Raw genomic sequence first — 17,603 nt, 5'->3', positions numbered from 1 at the left:
GCAGCCGGCGTCGACGCCGTCGGCCTGCGTGGTCACGACGAACATCGGATAGTTCAGCAGCGCCACCAGCTTTTCGAATGCTTCCGATTTTTCTGGTGCTTCCGTTCCGGGCTCGGCCACCCGCTCAGTCTTCCCGTTCGGGCGGCTGTGAATCGCATTGCCGCGATCGTGCGCGGCGCGCGGACTTGCCGCGCTCGGAACCGGTGGTAACAGCCTTCAGGTGGTCGGCGCCGGCCGATCCGCTCGGTCCATGCTTACCGAGCCTGAGGTTAACGGTCGGAAAGGTGGCTGATGTCCGCGCACCCATGCTTGGGCTGCCATTTGGATAGCGTCCCAGGGTGATCCGAGTGGCGGGGTATAGGACAGGTCCAGCTCGCTGAGGCCGTCGACTGTCATGTTGTGGAACAGCGCAGTGGCGTAGGTGTCGACGCGTTTGGCTATTTCGGCTCTGCGGTGTCCCACGAGTTGTGCGCCGATCAGTCGGCCGCTGAGTTGGTCGCCGGTGATGCGTATGTGGATGGGGGTGGCGCCTGGGTAGTAGGCCTGATGGTCGTCAGGACTTGATTGGCTGCTTAGGGGAGTCCAGCCGCGGTTGGCGGCCAGGGCTTCGTGTTCGCGGAGGCCGGTTCGAGCGGCGACGAGGTCGAAGACCTTGACCACTTGGGTGCCCAGGCTGCCGGCGAAGTGGGCGTGGCCACCGAGGGCATTTTCGCCGGCTACCCGGCCTTGTTTGTGGGCGGTGGTGCCCAGCGGCAGCCAGGTGATACCGAGGAGCCGGTGGTGAGTGTGTACGCAGTCACCGGCCGCGAAGACGTCGGGCAGATTAGTGCGCATGGCTTCGTCGACAACGATGGCACCCTTGACGCCGACGTCGGCGCCTGCGTCGGCGGCAAGCTCGGTATCAGGCCGGACACCAACCACTACAAGCACGAAATCAACCGTCCGCGAGATAAGTTCGCCATCGTGGCTGGCGGTGACAGTCAGTGCGCCTGTGTCGGTGCGGGTGATGGCGGAAACGGCGGTGTCTGTGAGGACTTCGACACCGTGGCGTTCGAGTTCGGCGTGCACCAGGGCGCCGAGTTCGGGATCGACGGTGGGCAGGACTTCCGGCAGCGCTTCGATCTGGGTGACGCGGATGCCGCGAGTACTCAGGGCCTCGGCCATCTCCAGCCCGATGTAGCCGGCACCGACGATCACCGCGGTGGCTGGGTCGCGTTGTAGCAGGGAATCCATGACGGCGAAGGTGTCGCCCATGGAGTGCAGCAGGTGCACCCCATCGGCGGGGCCCAGCGCGTCGGGGCCGCCCAGTCCGCCAATGGGTGGGCGGACGCTGATGGCGCCGGTGCCCACGATCAGCGCGTCGTACGTCAGCTGCGCTGGGGCGCCGCTGGCGTCGAGCACGTCGAGGGTGTGTTCCTCGACATTGATGCTGGTGGCGCGGGTGTCGGTGAGCACTTGCATGCCGGTCGCGGCCAGATCGGCAGCGGTGCGATGGGCCAGATTGGTCCAGTGAGTAACTTCCCCGGAGACGTAGTAGGGGATGCCGCAGATGGAAAAGTTCGGATAGGCGTCGGCGACGACGACGGTGACCTCGGTGGTGGGATCGAGTTCGCGGGCGCGCAGCGCCGCGCTGATGCCGGCGTCGCTGCCACCGACGGCGAGGATATGACGAACGGCCATAAGGGATTTGGCTCCTAATGTATCGGGACGTTGCAGTTACGGCGGGGTGATGCGCCGCGGCAATGATGACGTCTTTAGCTGATGGCGTTGGCGGCGCTGAGCACCTTCGGCTGAAATTGTTCTGGCAACGGGAAGTATCCGTAGTCTTCCAGGTCGGCCTGGCCGGACCCAAGGGTGGATTGCAGAAACGCCCGCACCGCCGTCGCGGTCTGAGAGTCACCGTATTTCGAGCACACCAGTTCGTAGCTCGCCAGCATGATCGGGTAGGCGTCGGTCTGGGTGGGCTTGTAGAACGACGAGATGTTGAGCACCAGGTTGTTGCCCTGACCGGCGATGGTGGCGCTGGCGATGGCCTTGCCGACCGTGTCCTTGTTAATGGCCACCGGATTCGGCCCGGCCGAGGTCACGATTCGGGCGGCGAATAGCCGCTGCTGTTGGGCAAACGAGTATTCGTTGTACGTGATCGCGCCCTCGGTGTCCTTGACCATGGCAGAGGTACCTTCGTTGCCTGGGGCGCCTTGGCCGGTCCCGCCGTTGAACGCCTTGCCGGCCCCCTTGCCCCATGCGCCTCCAGAGGCCGCGTCGAGGTAGAGCTGAAAGTTATCGGTGGTGCCCGACCCGTCGCTGCGGTACACCACGTGGATGGATTCGGAGGGCATCTCCTCACCGTTGAGTGCCTTGATCGCCGGGTCGTCCCAGCGAGTGATCTGGCCGTTGAAAATCCTCGCCAGGGTTGAGGCATCCACCACCAGGCGGTCAACGGCTTGCAGGTTGTAGGTGATCGCTAACGGGCCGAATACCACCGGCAGATTCCAGGCATCCGAGCCGCATCGCTGCTTGGCTTTGTCGTATTCGTCTGTCGCGAGGGGCGAATCTGAGCCGCCGAAATCCGTTTGGCCAGCGAGGAATTCGCTCACTCCCGCACCCGAGCCGTTCGATGTGTAGGTGAGTGTCTGGCCTGGGCAGGCTTTTTGGTAAGCGTTGACGAACCGAGTCATCGCATTGGCCTGCGCGGTCGAGCCGCTGGCCTTTAACGCTTGTTTGCCGCCGCACTGCACTTTCGCCGCGGTGGCGTATGAGGGGAGGTCTTTTTCTTTGGCGCATGCGGCGAAGACCAGTCCTGTGGCCGCGAGCAAGACCACTGCGGCCACAGATAACTTCATTGAACTGCGCATGGTTGTTACCTCCGGTGGTAGATGTGATGCGCTATTTCTGGGTGAAGTTGGCCCGGGTGCTAGCGGGGTCGATCCTGGGGGCCAGGTGATCGATGCGCACGGTCAGCTCGTCAAGGGCCCGGTCAAAGGCATCGGTGCGGCCGGTGCGCACCGGGTCGGGGATGGACCAATGCAGGCGCCGACTGTCGGCGGGCAGTTCTTCGTGCGCGTTATCACAGACCGCGATGACCACGTCGGTCGGCTTCGCGACGTCGTCGAGATGGCGCGGGGTGTGCGGGCGCATCGGCAGTTTGCGCCGCGCCGCGGCGGCTACGGCCTTCGGGTGGACCTCAGCGGCAGGATGGGTCCCGGCCGAGGTAGCCGGCAGCGAGCTGCGCCGATTCCACACCGCCACCGCCAACTGGCTGCGCGCCGAGTTGTGGGTGCAGACAAACACGACCCGCTTGGCATGCCATGCCGTCGAAGGCACCAACAGACCCAGTGACTCCGGGATCAACTGGAGATAGCTACGGCGGCGGTCTCCTTCGGATCTAACGCGGCGCACGATGCCCGCACCTTCGAGCACTCCCAGATGGTGGGCGATCAGGCTCGATGACATCGACAGCGCGGATTGAAGCTCCGATGGCGATGCGTCGGCGAGCAGCAGTCGATCGACGATCACCAGCCGGCCTGGATCGGCGAGAGCGGCATGGATCTGCACCCGCCGCACGGCATCCGGAGATAGCTCAATATTCATTAACTTAATGTCTACTGAGCCACCTAGCGGAGGTCAAGACCCTAACTCGGATTCATGGAGCTTGTTGTCTGTCGTTCACATGTAAGACGGTTGAGGTCAACGAGATGTGCCGTGCGCGCGACGCAGGTCTCGGCGTTGATGGTCGACCCGCTTGGGGCGGCAAGAAATCAGCTGCAGCACTTAGGGTCGAGGATGGCGCAAAGGGCGGCCATGGCATCCAGGTGGGGGCGATGCAAGACGCTCATGCCACGGCGGTCTGACTCCACCAAGCCCGCCTTGCGAAGTTGGCCGAGGTGGTGACTAACGGTTGACTCCGACAGCAGCAGAACCGCGGCAAGCTCGCCGGTAGTCTCCTCGCCGGCGGATGAGTTGAACAGCAGCGACATGATCTTGACGCGCGCAGGGTCCGCAAGTGCCTTGAGGCGTAACGCGACCCGCAAGGCGTCATCGTCGCTCATGGGCCCGGCCGCCAGCGGCGCGCAACATGCTGGCGCGGCGATATCCACCAGGGGCAGCGTCTTGGGCATGAGACCATTCTGCCACAAAAGTTTGACATATATCGAAAAGGTGGCATGCTGACGCATTGTCCGACTATTTCGATATATGTCTCACAGGTGTGGAGGTCTGCTCTCATGTCCCGCGCGCAACTCGCCCTTAACGTCGACAACCTCGACGAGGCGATCACGTTCTACTCCAAGCTGTTCAACACCGAGCCGGCCAAGCGCAAGCCCGGCTACGCCAACTTCGCGATCGCTGACCCGCCCCTCAAATTGGTGTTACTCGAGAACCCCGGCCAGGGCGGCACGCTCAACCACCTCGGCGTGGAGGTCGAGTCAAGCGAGACGGTGCATGAGGAAATCGCCCGGCTGCAGTGCGAAGGCCTGTTCACCGACGAGCAGATCGGAACGACCTGTTGCTTCGCCACCCAAGACAAGGTCTGGGTAACCGGGCCGGCTGGCGAGAAGTGGGAGGTCTACACGGTGCTAGCCGATTCCGAGACGTTCGGATCAAGCCCCCAGCACCGCGATCGCGACGCCGAAGGCCCCGTCTGCTACGGCGGATCGCCGGCCGACAACGACAAGGAAGCTGCGGCGACCTCCTGCTGCTAACCGCGACGACAACTGGCGGGCGGGAACCGCCGTCATCTCGCCCGCCGACTCTGCGGATGCGCAGGTTCACATGTTGTTTGCTTGATTATGGATTCGATGTTGGTCAATATCGACGCATGTCGAAGTCGCGGGTGCCATTGGCCGACGAATCGGGGTGTGACTTTGTACCGTTGGTGCGGGAGCCGCTCTCGGCTGATGCGGCCATCCAGTTGGCGACCAAGCTCAAGGCGCTGTCGGACCCGGTACGTTTGCGTCTGCTCAGCATCGTTGCCAGCCACGACGGGGGCGAGGCCTGCGTCTGCGACTTGTCAACAGGGATCGAACTGACCCAGCCCACCATCTCCCACCACCTCAAGGTGCTCCGCACCGCCGGCTTACTCGACAGCGAACGCCGCGCCTCGTGGGTGTACTACCGAGTGAATCGAACTGTGCTGCGGCAACTCTCGCAACTCTTGGAACCCGACACCCTCAGCTCGGCAACCCGAGCATGAATACCGTCCCGCCGCGACCAACACAACCAAGAATGGGATCGGACAAATGACCCACAACCCCAGCACCACCAGCGCACCGACGTCGGACGACACCCACGCCGCGGCCCGGTTGTCCACCGTCGACCGATTCCTGCCCTTGTGGATCGGACTGGCGATGGCGACCGGGCTGCTGCTAGGCCGCCTGATCCCAGGATTGGCCGATTGGCTCAATGCCGTTTCTATCCACGGCACCAGCCTGCCGATTGCCATCGGGCTGCTGTTGATGATGTATCCGGTGCTGGCCAAGGTGCGCTACCGCGAGATCGGACAGATCACCGCCGACCGCCGCATGATCGCCGTGTCGCTGATTCTGAACTGGATCGTCGGGCCGGCAGTCATGTTCGCCCTCGCCTGGCTGCTGCTGCCCGACCTGCCCGCCTACCGCACCGGCGTGATCCTGGTCGGCCTGGCGCGCTGCATCGCCATGGTGCTGATCTGGACGGACCTCGCCTGTGGCGACCGCGAGATGGCCGCCGTGCTGGTCGCGCTCAACGCCATATTTCAGGTGCTGGCCTACGCCGGCCTGGGCGTCTTCTACCTCAACGTGTTGCCCGCGTGGCTGCACCTACCGACCCAGAGTTTGCACGTCTCTTTCGCGGCCATTGCCGTCACCGTTCTGGTGTTCCTGGGCATCCCGCTGGTCGCCGGATATCTCACCAGAACCCTCGGTGAACGCGCCCGAGGCCAACAGTGGTATGAGAGCAAGCTGCTGCCACGCATAGCGCCGATCGCGCTGTATGGACTGCTGTTCACTGTCGTCGTTCTCTTTGCGCTGCAAGGCAAAACGATCACTTCCCAGCCGCTGAACGTGGCCCGGATCGCGCTGCCACTGCTCGTCTACTTCGCAGTGATGTGGATCGGTGGGTTTGGCGCCGGCCGATGGCTACACCTCTCCTACGCCCGCACGGCCGCCCTCGCGTTCTCCGCAGCGAGCAACGACTTCGAGCTGGCCATCGCTGTCGCCATCGGCGTATTCGGGGCCACTTCCGGCCAAGCTCTAGCCGGAGTTGTCGGTCCGCTCATCGAGGTACCCGTGCTGCTCGGCCTGGTCTATGTGGCCTTGTGGTTGCGCCGTCGGCTGACGTGGACGCCAACGCCCAGCGCCGCGGCGATTCGATAAAAGTATTCGGGCTTGAACAGTTAGAAAAAACTTGCGCCAATTCGGTGATCGCCGGCCTGATCATCGGTTATGGCGGCCCCAATCAGGGACTATCCGTTGTTGACGGACTTGGTTTTCCCATGACGCGCCTAATCGCATATGCCGCGACGCCAACGCCCAGGACCGCGACGCCGGACAGGACCGACGACAGCGGCATCGCGAAGGCCAGGACCACGCAGCCGACCAACCCGATCACCGGGATCGCGCGGGCCGGCCGGCCCTCGTCGGGCCTGAGGGTGAATGCGGAGGCGTTGGCGACCGCGTAGTAGATCAGCACGGCGAATGACGAAAAGCCGATCGCGCCCCTGAGGTCGACGGTGGCGGCCGACACCGCCACGATGGCGCCGATCAGCAGCTCTGCGCGGTGCGGCACCTGGAACCTCGGGTGCACGGCGGTCAGCGCGTGGGGGAGGTGGCGGTCGCGCGCCATGGCCAGGGTGGTGCGCGAGACCCCGAGGATCAGCGCGAGCAGCGAGCCCACCGCCGCCACCGTCGCCCCCACCTGCACCACCGGCGCCAGCCAGCCGAACCCCGCCACCCGCACCGCATCCGACAGCGGCGCCGAGGACTCGGCCAGGCGCCGTGGCCCCAGCGCGGTGAGCGCGGCGACGGCCACCAGCGCGTAGACGGCCAGGGCAATGCCGAGCGCGAGGGGGATCGCCCGCGGGATGGTGCGGGCCGGGTCGCGTACCTCCTCACCCAGCGTGGCGATGCGCGCATAACCGGCGAACGCGAAAAACAACAGCCCCGCCGCCTGGATCACGCCGCCCACGGTCACACCCGTCAGGCGCAGGTGATCGGCGTCCATGCTCCGGGAGGTGAACACCGCCACGACCACGGCGGCCAGCACGGCCAGCACCACCGCGACGATGATGCGGGTCAGCCAGGCCGACTTCTGCACTCCGGCATAGTTCACCGCCGTCACCGCGACCACCGCGGCGACGGCCACCGCGTGCGCCTGCGACGGCCACGCGTAGGAACCGACGGTCAGGGCCATCGCCGCGCACGAGGCGGTCTTGCCGGCGACAAAGCCCCAGCCCGCCAGGTATCCCCAGAAGTCGCCGAGCCGCTCGCGCCCGTACACGTAGGTGCCGCCGGAGGCCGGGTAGAGGGCGGCCAGCCGCGCGGAGGAGGTGGCGTTGCAGTAGGCCACCACCGCCGCCAACGCCAAGCCGAGCAGCAGCCCGGAGCCGGCGGCGCGCGCGGCGGGGCCGAGCGCGGCGAAAATCCCGGCGCCGATCATGGAGCCCAGGCCGATCACCACCGCGTCGAACACTCCCAGGCTGCGCCGAAGTTCGGGGCTCGTCGCGTTCACAGGTGGTAACCTATCAAACTGCTTTGATGTATTGTCCGAAGGGTGGCGGCGACCGATCGGGCTGTGGTTCCGCAGCTGATGCAGATGGCGTCGCATCCGGTGCGCTGGGCGCTGCTGACCGAACTCGCGGCGAGCGACCGCCGGGTGCGCGAATTGGTGGCCGCCGTTGACGAGCCACAAAACCTGGTCTCATACCATCTGCGCCTGTTGCGCTCGGCCGGTCTCATCGAGGCGCGGCGCAGCAACTTCGACGGCCGCGACACCTACTATCACCTGAACTTGGCCAGGTGCTCCGGGGCATTCGCCGAAGCTGCGGCCGCGCTTCATCCGTCGCTCGCGGGAGCGCCCACGCGGCCGACCGGGTCGGTGCTGTTCTTGTGCTCCGGGAACAGCGCGCGCTCGCCGATGGCCGAGGCGCTGCTGCGGAAGAAGGGCCGGGGCCGCATCCGTGCCGCGAGCGCGGGCAGCCATCCCAAGCCTCAGCTGCACCCCTACGCGGTACGGATCATGCGCGACGTGTACGGTATCGACCTTCGCGGCCGGCCCCGGCCTTTGGCGGCGGTAGCCCGGCGGCGCTTCGATTACGTCATCACATTGTGCGACAAGGTCCGCGAATACGCCGACGAGCACGGCGTGGCCACCGCGATGCATTGGAGCCTGCCCGACCCGGCGGCCGCCGGTGGCGGCCGGGCGAGCTATCCCGAATTCCGCCGTGTGGCAAGCGAACTGGACAGCCGCATCGACTCCCTGCTGCCCGTGCTCGCCCTGCACCCGTCGCCCCGGGAAAGGTGATGATGGCCGTCGATCGACGTCGATTCCTGAAAGGCGGTGGGCTGGCGTTGATCGCCGTGAGCGGGGGCGCCGGCCTGGCAGCGGAGGCGTGTTCGCGGAGCGCGCCACCCGCCCCGCCCAACGGCAAACCCGATTACACCCTGCGGATCGGCACCGGACCGGTCGAGCTGGCACCCGATCACATCGTGTCGACCCTGACCTACAACGGCCAATTCCCCGGTCCGCTACTGCGGTTCAAGGAGGGCCAACGGACGTGGGTGGACATCTTCAACGACACCGATTCCCCCGAGCAGTTGCACTGGCACGGCCAGCACGTGGGCGTCGACGTAGACGGCTCCGCCGAGGAGGGCACGCCCTACATCCCCGCGCACGGCATGCGGCGCATCTCGTTTGTCCCCGGCCCGGCGGGGTTCCGCTTCTATCACACCCACGTCGTCCCGCGGGCGGATCTGTCCCGGGGTCAATACAGCGGGCTGGTCGGCCCGGTCTACATCGAACCGCGACAAAACGCCGGTTCCTACGACCAAGAGATCTTCCTGACCCTCAAGGAATTCGACCCCACTTTCAGTCGGGGCGGCGACATGGCCGCCGACTTCCTGGCCGGCGAGCCCGAGCCCGACCTCAAGGACAAGGGCGAATCGTCGATGAAGGCCTCGCTTGACCGCGGCGACCCGCGTGGCTACGAGGTCAGCTACGGGGCGTTCGCGGTCAACGGGCGCATGCTCGGCCACAGCGACCCCATCCGGGTCCAGAGCGGTCAGCGGGTGCTGCTGCACGTCCTCAACGGCGGCGCCACCGAGAGCCGCAGCCTGGCGTTGCCCGGGCACACCTTCAACGTGATCGCGCTGGACGGAAACCCGGTGCCGAACCCCGCATCCGTGCCGGTGCTGTGGCTCGGTGCGGCCGAACGCATTTCGGCGGTGGTGACGATGAACAATCCGGGGGTGTGGGTACTCGGGGACCTCTCCGACGACGACCGCGGCCACGGCATGGGCGTCGTGGTGGAATACGCCGGGCGCGGCGGAGATCCGCAATGGGCACCGCCCCCGCCGTTCAAGTGGGACTACCGGCTGTTCGCGCCGCCCAACCCCGCGCCGCCTCCGGCGCCCGAACGCACCATCGAGATGCTGATCGAGAAACGCAACGCCGCCGACGACGGCTTCAACCTCTGGACGATCAACGGAACGCCTTTTTCGATGGACACCAATCAGCCCGTGCTCGATGTGCAACGGGACAAGCGCTACCGGCTGCGCTTCCGCAACGCCAGCGACGACCTGCACCCGATGCACGTGCACCGGCACACCTTCGAAATCACCCGTGTCGCGGGCACACCGACCGCCGGCGTGCGCAAGGACGTCGCGATGTTGGGCGGTTACCAGAGCATGGAGATCGACTTCGTCGCCGATCAACCGGGCCTGTCCCTGCTGCACTGCCATCAGCAGATCCACATGGACTACGGCCTGATGTTGCTGCTGAACTGCAGGTGAGCCGCCACACCTTACGATTTGCCCATGTCGCTCGACGCCGGTCAGGTGTTTGCCGGATACACGATCCTGCGGGTGCTGGGTTCGGGCGGCATGGGCCGGGTCTATCCGGCCGCGCATCCGCATCCCCGGTTGCCGCGCGAGGACGCGCTGAAGGTGTTGCCGCCCCAGGTGACGGCCGATCCGCAGTACCGGGAGCGGTTCGTAGCCTCCGGGCCCTACCTCCAGCCGTACGGTCAGCGTTCAAGACATCAAGGTCGGGGACTGCTTCGCCGGGCTGCCCACCGGAAACCGGATCTCGTCTGGCCGGCGTCGTTACTCGGCGACGGCGCGCTGGATCCGGACATCGACTTGGCGGTCATGAAGCCCACGCGGGGTTCGTGGCAGCACGGCGCGATGGTGCGCGTCGCGAGGTTCACCGACAAGCGAACCGAGTCGATCAAGAGCTGATCCCGGCCACTACCGAAATGGCTGGTTCTCGCGCACTCCCCGATACATGCCCCACCGGACGATCCACGGCATCACCACCCGCTCCACCGCCCACGACGGGAAGCGAAACGCATGACCCGTCGGGAAGAAGACCTCCAGCCCGTTGGGCTGGATACCCAGCAACGAACCCCAACGGCGTCCCGGCGTCCGGAAAGTCCGCAGGTCCCGACCCGCGAATTCCGCGCGAATGTTGCGGGCTACCAGCGCATCTCCGCGGTTGCGAGCGGAGCTGCGGAGGCGGTCGGTGGCCGCGACGTCCCCGACCGCGAAGACGCCCCGATGACCGGGCACCCGCAGCTCCGGCGTCACGCGCACGAACCCGCGTTCGTCGAGCAGTTCCGGCGGCAGCCACTCGGTGTTGGGTCGCGAGCGGCCGATGGCCCAGAGCACGGCGTGCGCGGAAGTCGGGGGTTGCCCGGTGCTCCAGTGGACCGGTTCGCCGGTGATCTGCTCACCCGAGAAGCCGTCGCAGACCCGCGCACGATGCCCCGGGTGCAGGCCCACCCCAAGGTCGGTCAGTCGGTTGCGGATGCGGTCCCAGGTGGCCGGGTGGTACTCGCCCAGGGCCCGCTCGCCGGGGAAGTACAGATCGATCCGCTTGTCCGGCCAGGTGGTCGCCATGTTGACGGCGCTGCTGACCGCGGCCGCGCCGCCACCGACGACCATCACCGAATCCGCGGCGCACAACCGGTCGTGGGCGGCGCGCAGATCAGCGCCGATCTCGGCGGCCGACTGCAGCGTCGGCCGGCGCCAGAAACCGTTGGTGACACCGGTCGAGATGACCAGCGCGTCGTACGCCTCGGCGATGGGTGCGCCATCCGCGCGCCGGCCCAGGACGGTGCGGGCCGCCACGTCCAGCCCCGTCAACCAGCCCTGCTCGATTCGAACCCCGTCGAGGCGGCGAAACCTGTCGAACGGGATCCAGTAGTCGCGGGCCCAATCCTCGGGACGGGAGACCCGGACGCCGAGCTCCTGGCCGCTGACCAGCGCGGGTTTGCTGGAAATGCCGACGACGTCGGCGTGCCGGGCCAGACGGATCGCGATCAGGACCCCGACGTCGCCCAGTCCGGCGACGACGACGCGCTTGCGGTTCATGTCACCATCACGCGATGCGGTCCTTCCGCGCAACGCCCGCTTGGCGTCCAGCCCCCGCCGAGGTGGGCAAACTGTAACACGTTCTACCGATGGACCGTTGGGCAGCGGCTCACCCGGAGGCCGGATCAGTAGCATGAGCGAGCGGCCCCTACGCCCGTCGAAAACGCGTCAGATAACGAGGACCGGCATACCGCATTGACACCGAAAGGAACGGCTCACATGACGACAAAGGCCGCCGCGCATCGGCACAGCCCGCAACTGATTCCGCGCCGGCTCCTGCGCGGCGGGCAGGTTCACCACCCGGCCGTTCTGGACGAGGCCAGGAGGCGGAGCGGAGACCTCCAGCTGCGCCTGGCCGACCGGATAACCGCGTTTGCCGGGTCGATGAACTTCGTGTGGATTCACGCCGCTCTCTTCGGCGTGTGGATGCTGTTCCTAGAACCGAACCCGTGGCCCACCCTGACCCTGGTCGTGTCGCTCGAGGCGATCTTCCTGTCGACCTTTGTGATGATCGGTCAAAACCGTCAGGCGGCTTTTCAGCAGGACCGGGCCGACCATGACTTCGCGACCCAGGAATTGGAGCTGAAGACCAACACCGAGCTCACCCGCCAGATTCACCTCCTCACCGAGGAATTGCACAGCCGTTTCATCGGCAACGCCGGCCGCAAAGCATAACCAGAAGCATTGATAGCGCAGACGTTAACCACTCTGGCGGGAAAGCGGATGTCGGAGTTAGAGGCGACGATGCGTCCGCGGGTGGACGCCGCGCTGCGCGCCGCCGTGCGGGCAGCGGCCCCCCGCCCCGCCGCCGCCCGGCGGGCCGCCAGGGACTTGCAGCAGGACCTGTGGAGGGCGGTTGGCGCCGAGATCCGCTGGGCGTTCACGCCGCCCCGCACCTGGCTGATGGGAGTGCTGGCCAACATCGTCTTTGCCGCGACGTGGTTGCTGGTGCAGCCGCTGACGACCGGCCGCCACCACTCCGACTGGGTGATCCTGATCGGCACGTACTTCTCCTCGTGGGTGCTCGCCGATGTGACCACTACCAACCTGCTCGGCGCCGACCATTACCGCGTCCGGCAGGCCCTGTCCGACGGGGTCCCGTTCTGGCGGCTGCTGCTGATCAAGAACCTGGCCCTGTTGACCATCGTCGGCCTGCCGACATTGGTGGCGGCGATGGCCCTGACGCTGTGGTTGGAGACGCCCGCGCGCCTGGGGATAACGATCCCCACCGTCGCGGTGCCCATCATGTCCTGGCTGGGGGTCGGTAACCTCATCTCGGTGCTGCACCCGGTGAGCGTCGAACCGTTGATCCGCCGGTGGCGGCGGCGAGGCGATCGTCGCCGCACCACCGGCTGGGTGCTGGCCCTGACGCTCCCGTATGCGCTCTACTACGTCGCCGACCCGATGAACGGGGTGGAGCACCGCGTGCTGTGGACACAGGTGCCCAAACTGATCTGGCCCGTGTTCGGACGGGACACGAAAAGCTTCGTGCACCTCGCGATAGCCAGTGGGGTTTATATTGGGGGAACCGTCGCCGCGGTGCTGTGGGTGCGCAAGCGGGGGCTGCAGATCAGGTGAGAGTCAGCTGGCGAAGTCGGGCCCTACCCGCAGTCCTCCGCCTCACCCGCGGGCGGGCATACCGAACCGCGCAAAGCGCCCGCGAGCACATCGACCAGCGGGCGTCGCTTCCGCAGCCGTTCGGGCCGCCGCCCCGGTTGCGTTCCGACCTTGGCGTGCAGATGGAGCTTCGGTCGGGCTGGCCGATATACACCCTGACGCCGAAAAGCGGTGGGACACCGCGCCGCACGGTCTTCTATCTCCACGGCGGTGCCTGGGTCAACGAAATCGCCTCGCAGCATTGGCGATTGGCGGCGCAGATCGCCGCGGAGGCGGGGGTGCACGTGGCCGTGCCCATCTATCCGCTGGTGCCGTTCGCCACCGCCGTGGACGTCATGCCCGCGGTCGTCGACTTGGTGGCCGAGAAGATGACGGCCGATCACAGCGTGTGCTTGGCCGGGGATTCCGCCGGGGGACAGATGGCGTTGTCGGCGGCGCTGATGCTGCGCGACGAGCGGCGCCTGGTGCTGCCGCGGACCGTGTTGATCTCGCCGGTTCTCGACGTATCGCTGACCAACCCGTCGATCAGCGGTGTCCGCGATCCGTGGCTGACCCGCGCGGGCCTGCTGGAATTCGCCGGGCGCTGGTGTGGCGATCTCCCGATGACCGACCCGATGGTGAGCCCGTTGAACGGCGCTCTGACCGGCCTGGGGCCCCTGAGCGTATTCAGCGGCACCCGGGACATCCTGAACCCCGACGCGCGGCTACTGGCCGACCAGGCCGCGGCGGCCGGCATCGACATCGACTACCACGAACGAGGCGGCCTGGTGCACGTCTACCCGCTCACGCCGACGCCGGAAGGCCGCGCCGCGCGAGCCGTCATCGTCGAACGTTTACGCGAGAACTGAGGGGATCGCGGGAACCCGCCTGGAAGTCGCGCGGGTCCATTACGGGATAAATCCGGTTCGCCGGTGCAATGATTGGCTCGACATCGATCACGGCAGGTCAATTCCCCAGGTGAGACGTGGTACGGATGAAGCGTGTCAGCTATGACAGCCGCGCCCGGCTGAAGCGTAATCGGCTGAGCCGCAGTGGCATTCAGGCGCGAAGAATCCTTCAAAGTGTCAACGTCAACCTTGCCATGGCCGGCCGCGACGACCGGTAAGAGCACCAATCACCTTCAAACGAGAGGGAAGCCAGATGACAGAACAACCAGCAGCGGGGTGGTACCCGGACCCGGGCGGCGGGCCCGGCCAAATGTACTGGGATGGCCGGCAATGGCGCACCGACGTCCCTGCATCGGCGTCGGGCGTCGCTCCGTATGGCGGTAACGCACCGTATGGCGGCAACGCACCGTATGGCGTGGACGCCTACGGGCGCCCGCTCTCCGACAAGAGCAAGGTGGTCGCCGGGCTGCTGCAGATTTTCCTCTCCACTTTCGCCGTGGGTCGCTTCTATCTTGGCTACACCAACATCGCCATCATCCAAATTGTGGTGACCATTTGTACCTGCGGCATCGGCGCCTTCTGGCCGCTGATCGACGGAATCTTGATCATCATGGGCAAGGTCCCCGACGCGCAGGGCCGCACCCTGCGCGATTGACGCCCTGAAAGATCAATGACCGCACGGCGAATTGAAAGCCTTGGCCGCCGCCATCCGCCGCACCGAAGCCTCGATGTTGGGCATGCTCAACTCCCCGTCGTTCAGCGCCGACACCAACCGGTCGAGGACGGCCGGAACCGCGGTGGTGCTGACCCACAGGGCGGTGTCGTTTCCGGCCTGCAACGCCTTCAGCACCGCCTCGCTGATCCCGTAGCGGTCGCTGATCGCCCGCATGCTCGACAGGTCGTCGGTGAAGACCGGCCCGTCGAATGGAGGTGCGCCGTAGCCTTTTCCATTGCGCAACAATGCGATCGCGGCCGCGCTCAGGCTGGCGGGGTCATTTCCGGTCAGGCCGGGAACCTGCATGTGCCCGATCATCACCCCCACCGGCGCCTGTGCCACCAGCGTCCGATAGGGCACCAAGTCGACGCTTTGCATCTCGTCCAGCGGTGGGGTTACCACCCCGGTGGCATGTGAATCACCCGACGCGTGGCCATGCCCGGGAAAGTGCTTGAGTACCGGCAGAACCCCGGCGTCGCGCAGGCCGCGCGCATAGGCGCCCGCGTACTTCGTCACTACCGCCGGGTTGTCGCTGAACGACCTGTCACCGATCACGGTCTGGTCGGGTGCGTCGGTGACGTCGACGACCGGCGCGAAATCGACGGTGATGCCGAGCCGACGCATCCTGCGGCCGCGGTCCAGCGCCAGTTGGTAAACCTGGTCGGCCGACTCGCGGCGCGCCAGCAGGCGCGCCGACGGCGCCGTCCCCAGCAGCGACGGCGACGACAACCGCTCGACCCGGCCACCCTCCTCGTCAACGCTGACAGCCAAGTGTAAGGGGCCCGCCGAGCCGGCGATCTCGGCCAGCGACCCGTCCGTGAGCATCGACAGGTCTGTCCAGCTGGCGACGAAGATGCCCCCGACGTGCTGGTTGGCGACGACCGCGCGCGCGTCGTCCGCATCGGTCACCCCGACCATCAGCAGCTGCGCGAGCTTGTCTCGATTCGACATGGATGCCAGCAGCGAGGTTGGGTCGCACCCCGGCTGCTTGGGGGAGGCCGTGCCCCTGCGCGGTGCCGGCGCCGAAGTCGGCGAGGAACCGGTGTGGGGGGAGCCGCCCAGCCGAACGCCGACGACGATGCCGCCGATCACGATGGCGGCGGCGACAATGCTGGCGGCGACGATTGTGGCGCGCGGCCACGAGCGGCGTGACCGAGCGGTGCTATCCGTGTGTTCCATTCGGGCCAAGCGTCTTACGTAGAAATTGGGGTGGTGCACATGATCGGTCGGCGGGCGTGACGACCGAACCGGCCGTCAAAGTGTACTGCCGCACAGCGTGGGATCCGAATGACCAGCGGGTGGAATACCGAGCCCGGCCGAAATGCCATGTCCCGGCCAGCGGTCCATGCCACCCGATCATGTGACCCGTGTTGTTAACCTGGCGAAGTGGATGAGTCCAGCGAAAACCCGGCTAAGGCGGCCCTTGCGGCCACGAGCTGGGCGCTGCTGGGCATGATGTCCTACGAAGAGGAAGTCTCCGGTTACGACCTCAAGAAGTGGATCGACTGGAGCGTCGACCTCTACTACTGGAGCCCGTCCTACAGCCAGATCTATACCGAGCTGAAGAAGCTGGAGGGCCTGGGGCTGGTGACGTCGCACGTCGAGCGCGACGAGGGCACCCGCAGCCGGCGGCTCTACAAAATCACCCCGGCCGGGATGGATGCCGTCACCGAGTGGACCAACCACGCTCCACTGGACCCGCCGGTGCTCAAACACAGTGTGCTGCTGCGGATTACGTTCGGCCACCTCAGCAATCCGGGGCGGCTCAAGGAATTGCTGCAGGAGCACGTGGCGTATGCGGAAGCCAGGCATCGCAAGGCGGTGGAAGATGCAGACGGAGCCGAGGCCGAACCCGCCTGGGCGTACTCGGTGCTCGCCCTGCGCTGGGCGGCCAAGTACTACGCCGCCGAGCGGGAGTTCGCCCTGGAACTCATCAAGGAAATCGACGAGGCCGACGCCATCCTGCAGAAGGCGCCCAAGGCTGGCTACGGCAAACTGCGCACCAAGCCTGGCTATTGGCGCGAGGTCGAGAAGCAGGTCCAGGCCAAGCGCGAAGCGGACTAATCCGCCGCGCTCGTCGAAGACCGCCCCAGGTCAATGGGGTTCGTCGTCGTCGTCGTCGCGGAGGAATCGTTCGGGGTGGTGGTGGAAGGTGTTGGTTCGGGGTTGGCCGGCGTGGGGGTCCCCCCGCTTGCGGGGGAGTGTGGCGGTGGTATCAATTCGGTTTGGCCTCGGGCGTTGGTGCGGTGGTCCAGCCTTTTTCGGCGAGTCTGTTGTCTGGACCGCAGGCCAGGGTGAGGTCGTTGATGTCGGTGCGGTGGGTGGTTGCCCAGCCCCGGACGTGGTGGACCTGGCTGTGGTAGGCGGGGGCGTCGCAGCCGGGTTTGGTGCAGCCACGATCCTTGGCGTAGAGCATGATCCGCTGTGCGGGGGAGGCCAGCCGTTTGGTGTGATAGAGCGCCAGCGCCTTGCCGTGGTCGAAGATCGCCAGGTAATGGTGGGCGTGGCCGGCCCAGCGGATCACGTCTGAGATGGGTACTCGGGTGCCGCCGGCGGTGAGGGCTTTGCCGGTGGTGGCCTCGAGGTCTTGCAAGATGGCGGTCACCACGATCGATACGGGCAACCCGTTGTGTTGGCCCAGTCGGCCCGAGGCGAACAGGCTGCGCAGCCTGGCGAGCAGTCCGTCATGAGAGCGTTGGGCTTGGGAGCGGGTGTCGCGGCGCACCGCGTCCTGGTCGGGTGTGGCATCGATGACCGGGGTCTGGTCGTCGGGGTTGCAGGCCCCGAGGGCGGCCAGCTTGGCCAGCAGGGCTTCGATGG

At 66.4% G+C, this 17,603-nt stretch carries 18 protein-coding genes and 2 pseudogenes; 12 read left to right on the top strand and 8 right to left on the bottom strand.

The window, feature by feature from the left end:
* Positions 1-216: 216 nt before the first annotated feature.
* The 4 genes from VMD50_RS06525 to VMD50_RS06510 form a co-directional block, all read right to left on the bottom strand.
* Positions 217-1,680: an FAD-dependent oxidoreductase gene (locus tag VMD50_RS06525; RefSeq protein ID WP_325426012.1), complete on the bottom strand. Its 1,464-nt coding sequence runs from the start codon at positions 1,678-1,680 to the stop codon at positions 217-219.
* A gap of 74 nt (positions 1,681-1,754) precedes the next feature.
* Entirely contained in the window at positions 1,755-2,843 is a 1,089-nt protein-coding gene (gene pstS, locus VMD50_RS06520; RefSeq protein ID WP_325426016.1) for a phosphate ABC transporter substrate-binding protein PstS, read from the bottom strand.
* A 43-nt stretch (positions 2,844-2,886) separates the two neighbouring features.
* Positions 2,887-3,591, bottom strand: a complete 705-nt coding sequence (locus tag VMD50_RS06515) for an arsenate reductase/protein-tyrosine-phosphatase family protein (RefSeq protein WP_325426010.1) — start codon at positions 3,589-3,591, stop codon at positions 2,887-2,889.
* Positions 3,592-3,758: 167 nt separating this feature from the next.
* A complete protein-coding gene (locus tag VMD50_RS06510; protein ID WP_325426008.1) occupies positions 3,759-4,118 on the bottom strand; it encodes an Rv2640c family ArsR-like transcriptional regulator in 360 nt (119 codons plus the stop codon).
* 105 nt (positions 4,119-4,223) lie between these two features.
* Here VMD50_RS06510 and VMD50_RS06505 point away from each other — a divergent pair, with 105 nt between their 5' ends.
* The 3 genes from VMD50_RS06505 (at position 4,224) to arsB (ending at position 6,350) form a co-directional block, all read left to right on the top strand.
* Positions 4,224-4,700 (top strand): ArsI/CadI family heavy metal resistance metalloenzyme, encoded by a 477-nt coding sequence (locus tag VMD50_RS06505; protein WP_325426006.1) that lies wholly within the window; start codon positions 4,224-4,226, stop codon positions 4,698-4,700.
* Between the two features lie 116 nt (positions 4,701-4,816).
* Entirely contained in the window at positions 4,817-5,191 is a 375-nt protein-coding gene (locus VMD50_RS06500) for an ArsR/SmtB family transcription factor (protein ID WP_325426004.1), read from the top strand.
* Positions 5,192-5,237: 46 nt separating this feature from the next.
* The gene (gene arsB, locus VMD50_RS06495; protein WP_325426002.1) at positions 5,238-6,350 is read left to right on the top strand and encodes an ACR3 family arsenite efflux transporter; all 1,113 of its coding nucleotides are present in this window, start codon (positions 5,238-5,240) and stop codon (positions 6,348-6,350) included.
* An 82-nt stretch (positions 6,351-6,432) separates the two neighbouring features.
* Here the strand turns inward: arsB and VMD50_RS06490 are convergent, their stop codons facing one another.
* Complete coding sequence (locus VMD50_RS06490) at positions 6,433-7,704, bottom strand: APC family permease (RefSeq protein ID WP_325426000.1); 1,272 nt, start codon at positions 7,702-7,704, stop codon at positions 6,433-6,435.
* Between the two features lie 42 nt (positions 7,705-7,746).
* On the opposite strand from VMD50_RS06490, the gene VMD50_RS06485 reads away from it, so the two are divergent.
* The 3 genes and pseudogenes from VMD50_RS06485 to VMD50_RS06475 all read left to right on the top strand — a co-directional run.
* On the top strand, positions 7,747-8,496 hold the full coding sequence (locus VMD50_RS06485) for an arsenate reductase/protein-tyrosine-phosphatase family protein (RefSeq protein ID WP_325425998.1): 750 nt from the start codon (positions 7,747-7,749) through the stop codon (positions 8,494-8,496).
* Positions 8,493-9,983, top strand: coding sequence for a multicopper oxidase family protein (locus tag VMD50_RS06480; RefSeq protein WP_325425996.1), 1,491 nt, complete (start codon positions 8,493-8,495; stop codon positions 9,981-9,983). The genes VMD50_RS06485 and VMD50_RS06480 overlap by 4 nt, the downstream gene beginning before the upstream one ends.
* Positions 9,984-10,007: 24 nt before the next feature.
* Positions 10,008-10,184, top strand: a pseudogene (locus VMD50_RS06475) (serine/threonine protein kinase); the annotation flags it as partial.
* A 255-nt stretch (positions 10,185-10,439) separates the two neighbouring features.
* On the opposite strand, the gene VMD50_RS06470 reads toward VMD50_RS06475, so the two are convergent.
* Positions 10,440-11,564: an FAD-dependent oxidoreductase gene (locus VMD50_RS06470; RefSeq protein WP_325425994.1), complete on the bottom strand. Its 1,125-nt coding sequence runs from the start codon at positions 11,562-11,564 to the stop codon at positions 10,440-10,442.
* Positions 11,565-11,783: 219 nt separating this feature from the next.
* Here VMD50_RS06470 and VMD50_RS06465 point away from each other — a divergent pair, with 219 nt between their 5' ends.
* From VMD50_RS06465 to VMD50_RS06445, 5 genes are all read left to right on the top strand, one after another.
* A complete protein-coding gene (locus VMD50_RS06465; protein ID WP_325425992.1) occupies positions 11,784-12,239 on the top strand; it encodes a DUF1003 domain-containing protein in 456 nt (151 codons plus the stop codon).
* A gap of 48 nt (positions 12,240-12,287) precedes the next feature.
* Positions 12,288-13,142 (top strand): hypothetical protein, encoded by an 855-nt coding sequence (locus VMD50_RS06460; protein ID WP_325425990.1) that lies wholly within the window; start codon positions 12,288-12,290, stop codon positions 13,140-13,142.
* Positions 13,139-14,029, top strand: coding sequence for an alpha/beta hydrolase (locus tag VMD50_RS06455; protein WP_325425988.1), 891 nt, complete (start codon positions 13,139-13,141; stop codon positions 14,027-14,029). Before VMD50_RS06460 ends, VMD50_RS06455 begins: the two co-directional genes overlap by 4 nt.
* A gap of 125 nt (positions 14,030-14,154) precedes the next feature.
* Positions 14,155-14,286, top strand: coding sequence for a hypothetical protein (locus tag VMD50_RS06450; protein WP_325425986.1), 132 nt, complete (start codon positions 14,155-14,157; stop codon positions 14,284-14,286).
* A gap of 35 nt (positions 14,287-14,321) precedes the next feature.
* Positions 14,322-14,723 carry an NINE protein gene (locus VMD50_RS06445; protein WP_325425984.1) on the top strand — a complete coding sequence of 134 codons (402 nt, stop codon included), beginning with the start codon at positions 14,322-14,324 and terminating at the stop codon, positions 14,721-14,723.
* A gap of 12 nt (positions 14,724-14,735) precedes the next feature.
* Here VMD50_RS06445 and VMD50_RS06440 read toward each other — a convergent pair whose 3' ends face one another.
* Positions 14,736-15,962: a glycoside hydrolase family 3 N-terminal domain-containing protein gene (locus tag VMD50_RS06440; protein WP_325425982.1), complete on the bottom strand. Its 1,227-nt coding sequence runs from the start codon at positions 15,960-15,962 to the stop codon at positions 14,736-14,738.
* 273 nt (positions 15,963-16,235) lie between these two features.
* Between VMD50_RS06440 and VMD50_RS06435 the strand changes: the two genes are divergently transcribed.
* A complete protein-coding gene (locus VMD50_RS06435; RefSeq protein WP_325426014.1) occupies positions 16,236-16,847 on the top strand; it encodes a PadR family transcriptional regulator in 612 nt (203 codons plus the stop codon).
* Positions 16,848-16,877: 30 nt separating this feature from the next.
* On the opposite strand, the pseudogene VMD50_RS06430 reads toward VMD50_RS06435, so the two are convergent.
* A pseudogene (locus tag VMD50_RS06430) lies at positions 16,878-17,603 on the bottom strand (HNH endonuclease signature motif containing protein); the annotation flags it as partial.

Origin of the sequence: Mycobacterium sp., assembly GCF_035506235.1 — a bacterium.
Lineage (GTDB): Bacteria > Actinomycetota > Actinomycetes > Mycobacteriales > Mycobacteriaceae > Mycobacterium.
The sequence above is the reverse complement of the archived record's forward strand: the minus strand, read 5'-3'. Positions and strand labels throughout refer to the sequence as shown.

Coding starts and splice junctions, on each gene's coding strand:
- VMD50_RS06465 (WP_325425992.1), top strand. CDS start 11,784: ATGACGACAAAGGCCGCCGCGCATCGGCACAGCCCGCAACTGATTCCG.
- VMD50_RS06460 (WP_325425990.1), top strand. CDS start 12,288: ATGTCGGAGTTAGAGGCGACGATGCGTCCGCGGGTGGACGCCGCGCTG.
- VMD50_RS06515 (WP_325426010.1), bottom strand. CDS start 3,591: ATGAATATTGAGCTATCTCCGGATGCCGTGCGGCGGGTGCAGATCCAT.
- VMD50_RS06510 (WP_325426008.1), bottom strand. CDS start 4,118: ATGCCCAAGACGCTGCCCCTGGTGGATATCGCCGCGCCAGCATGTTGC.
- VMD50_RS06525 (WP_325426012.1), bottom strand. CDS start 1,680: ATGGCCGTTCGTCATATCCTCGCCGTCGGTGGCAGCGACGCCGGCATC.
- pstS (WP_325426016.1), bottom strand. CDS start 2,843: ATGAAGTTATCTGTGGCCGCAGTGGTCTTGCTCGCGGCCACAGGACTG.
- VMD50_RS06450 (WP_325425986.1), top strand. CDS start 14,155: ATGAAGCGTGTCAGCTATGACAGCCGCGCCCGGCTGAAGCGTAATCGG.
- VMD50_RS06440 (WP_325425982.1), bottom strand. CDS start 15,962: ATGGAACACACGGATAGCACCGCTCGGTCACGCCGCTCGTGGCCGCGC.
- VMD50_RS06500 (WP_325426004.1), top strand. CDS start 4,817: ATGTCGAAGTCGCGGGTGCCATTGGCCGACGAATCGGGGTGTGACTTT.
- VMD50_RS06445 (WP_325425984.1), top strand. CDS start 14,322: ATGACAGAACAACCAGCAGCGGGGTGGTACCCGGACCCGGGCGGCGGG.
- VMD50_RS06435 (WP_325426014.1), top strand. CDS start 16,236: ATGATGTCCTACGAAGAGGAAGTCTCCGGTTACGACCTCAAGAAGTGG.
- VMD50_RS06470 (WP_325425994.1), bottom strand. CDS start 11,564: ATGAACCGCAAGCGCGTCGTCGTCGCCGGACTGGGCGACGTCGGGGTC.
- arsB (WP_325426002.1), top strand. CDS start 5,238: ATGACCCACAACCCCAGCACCACCAGCGCACCGACGTCGGACGACACC.
- VMD50_RS06505 (WP_325426006.1), top strand. CDS start 4,224: ATGTCCCGCGCGCAACTCGCCCTTAACGTCGACAACCTCGACGAGGCG.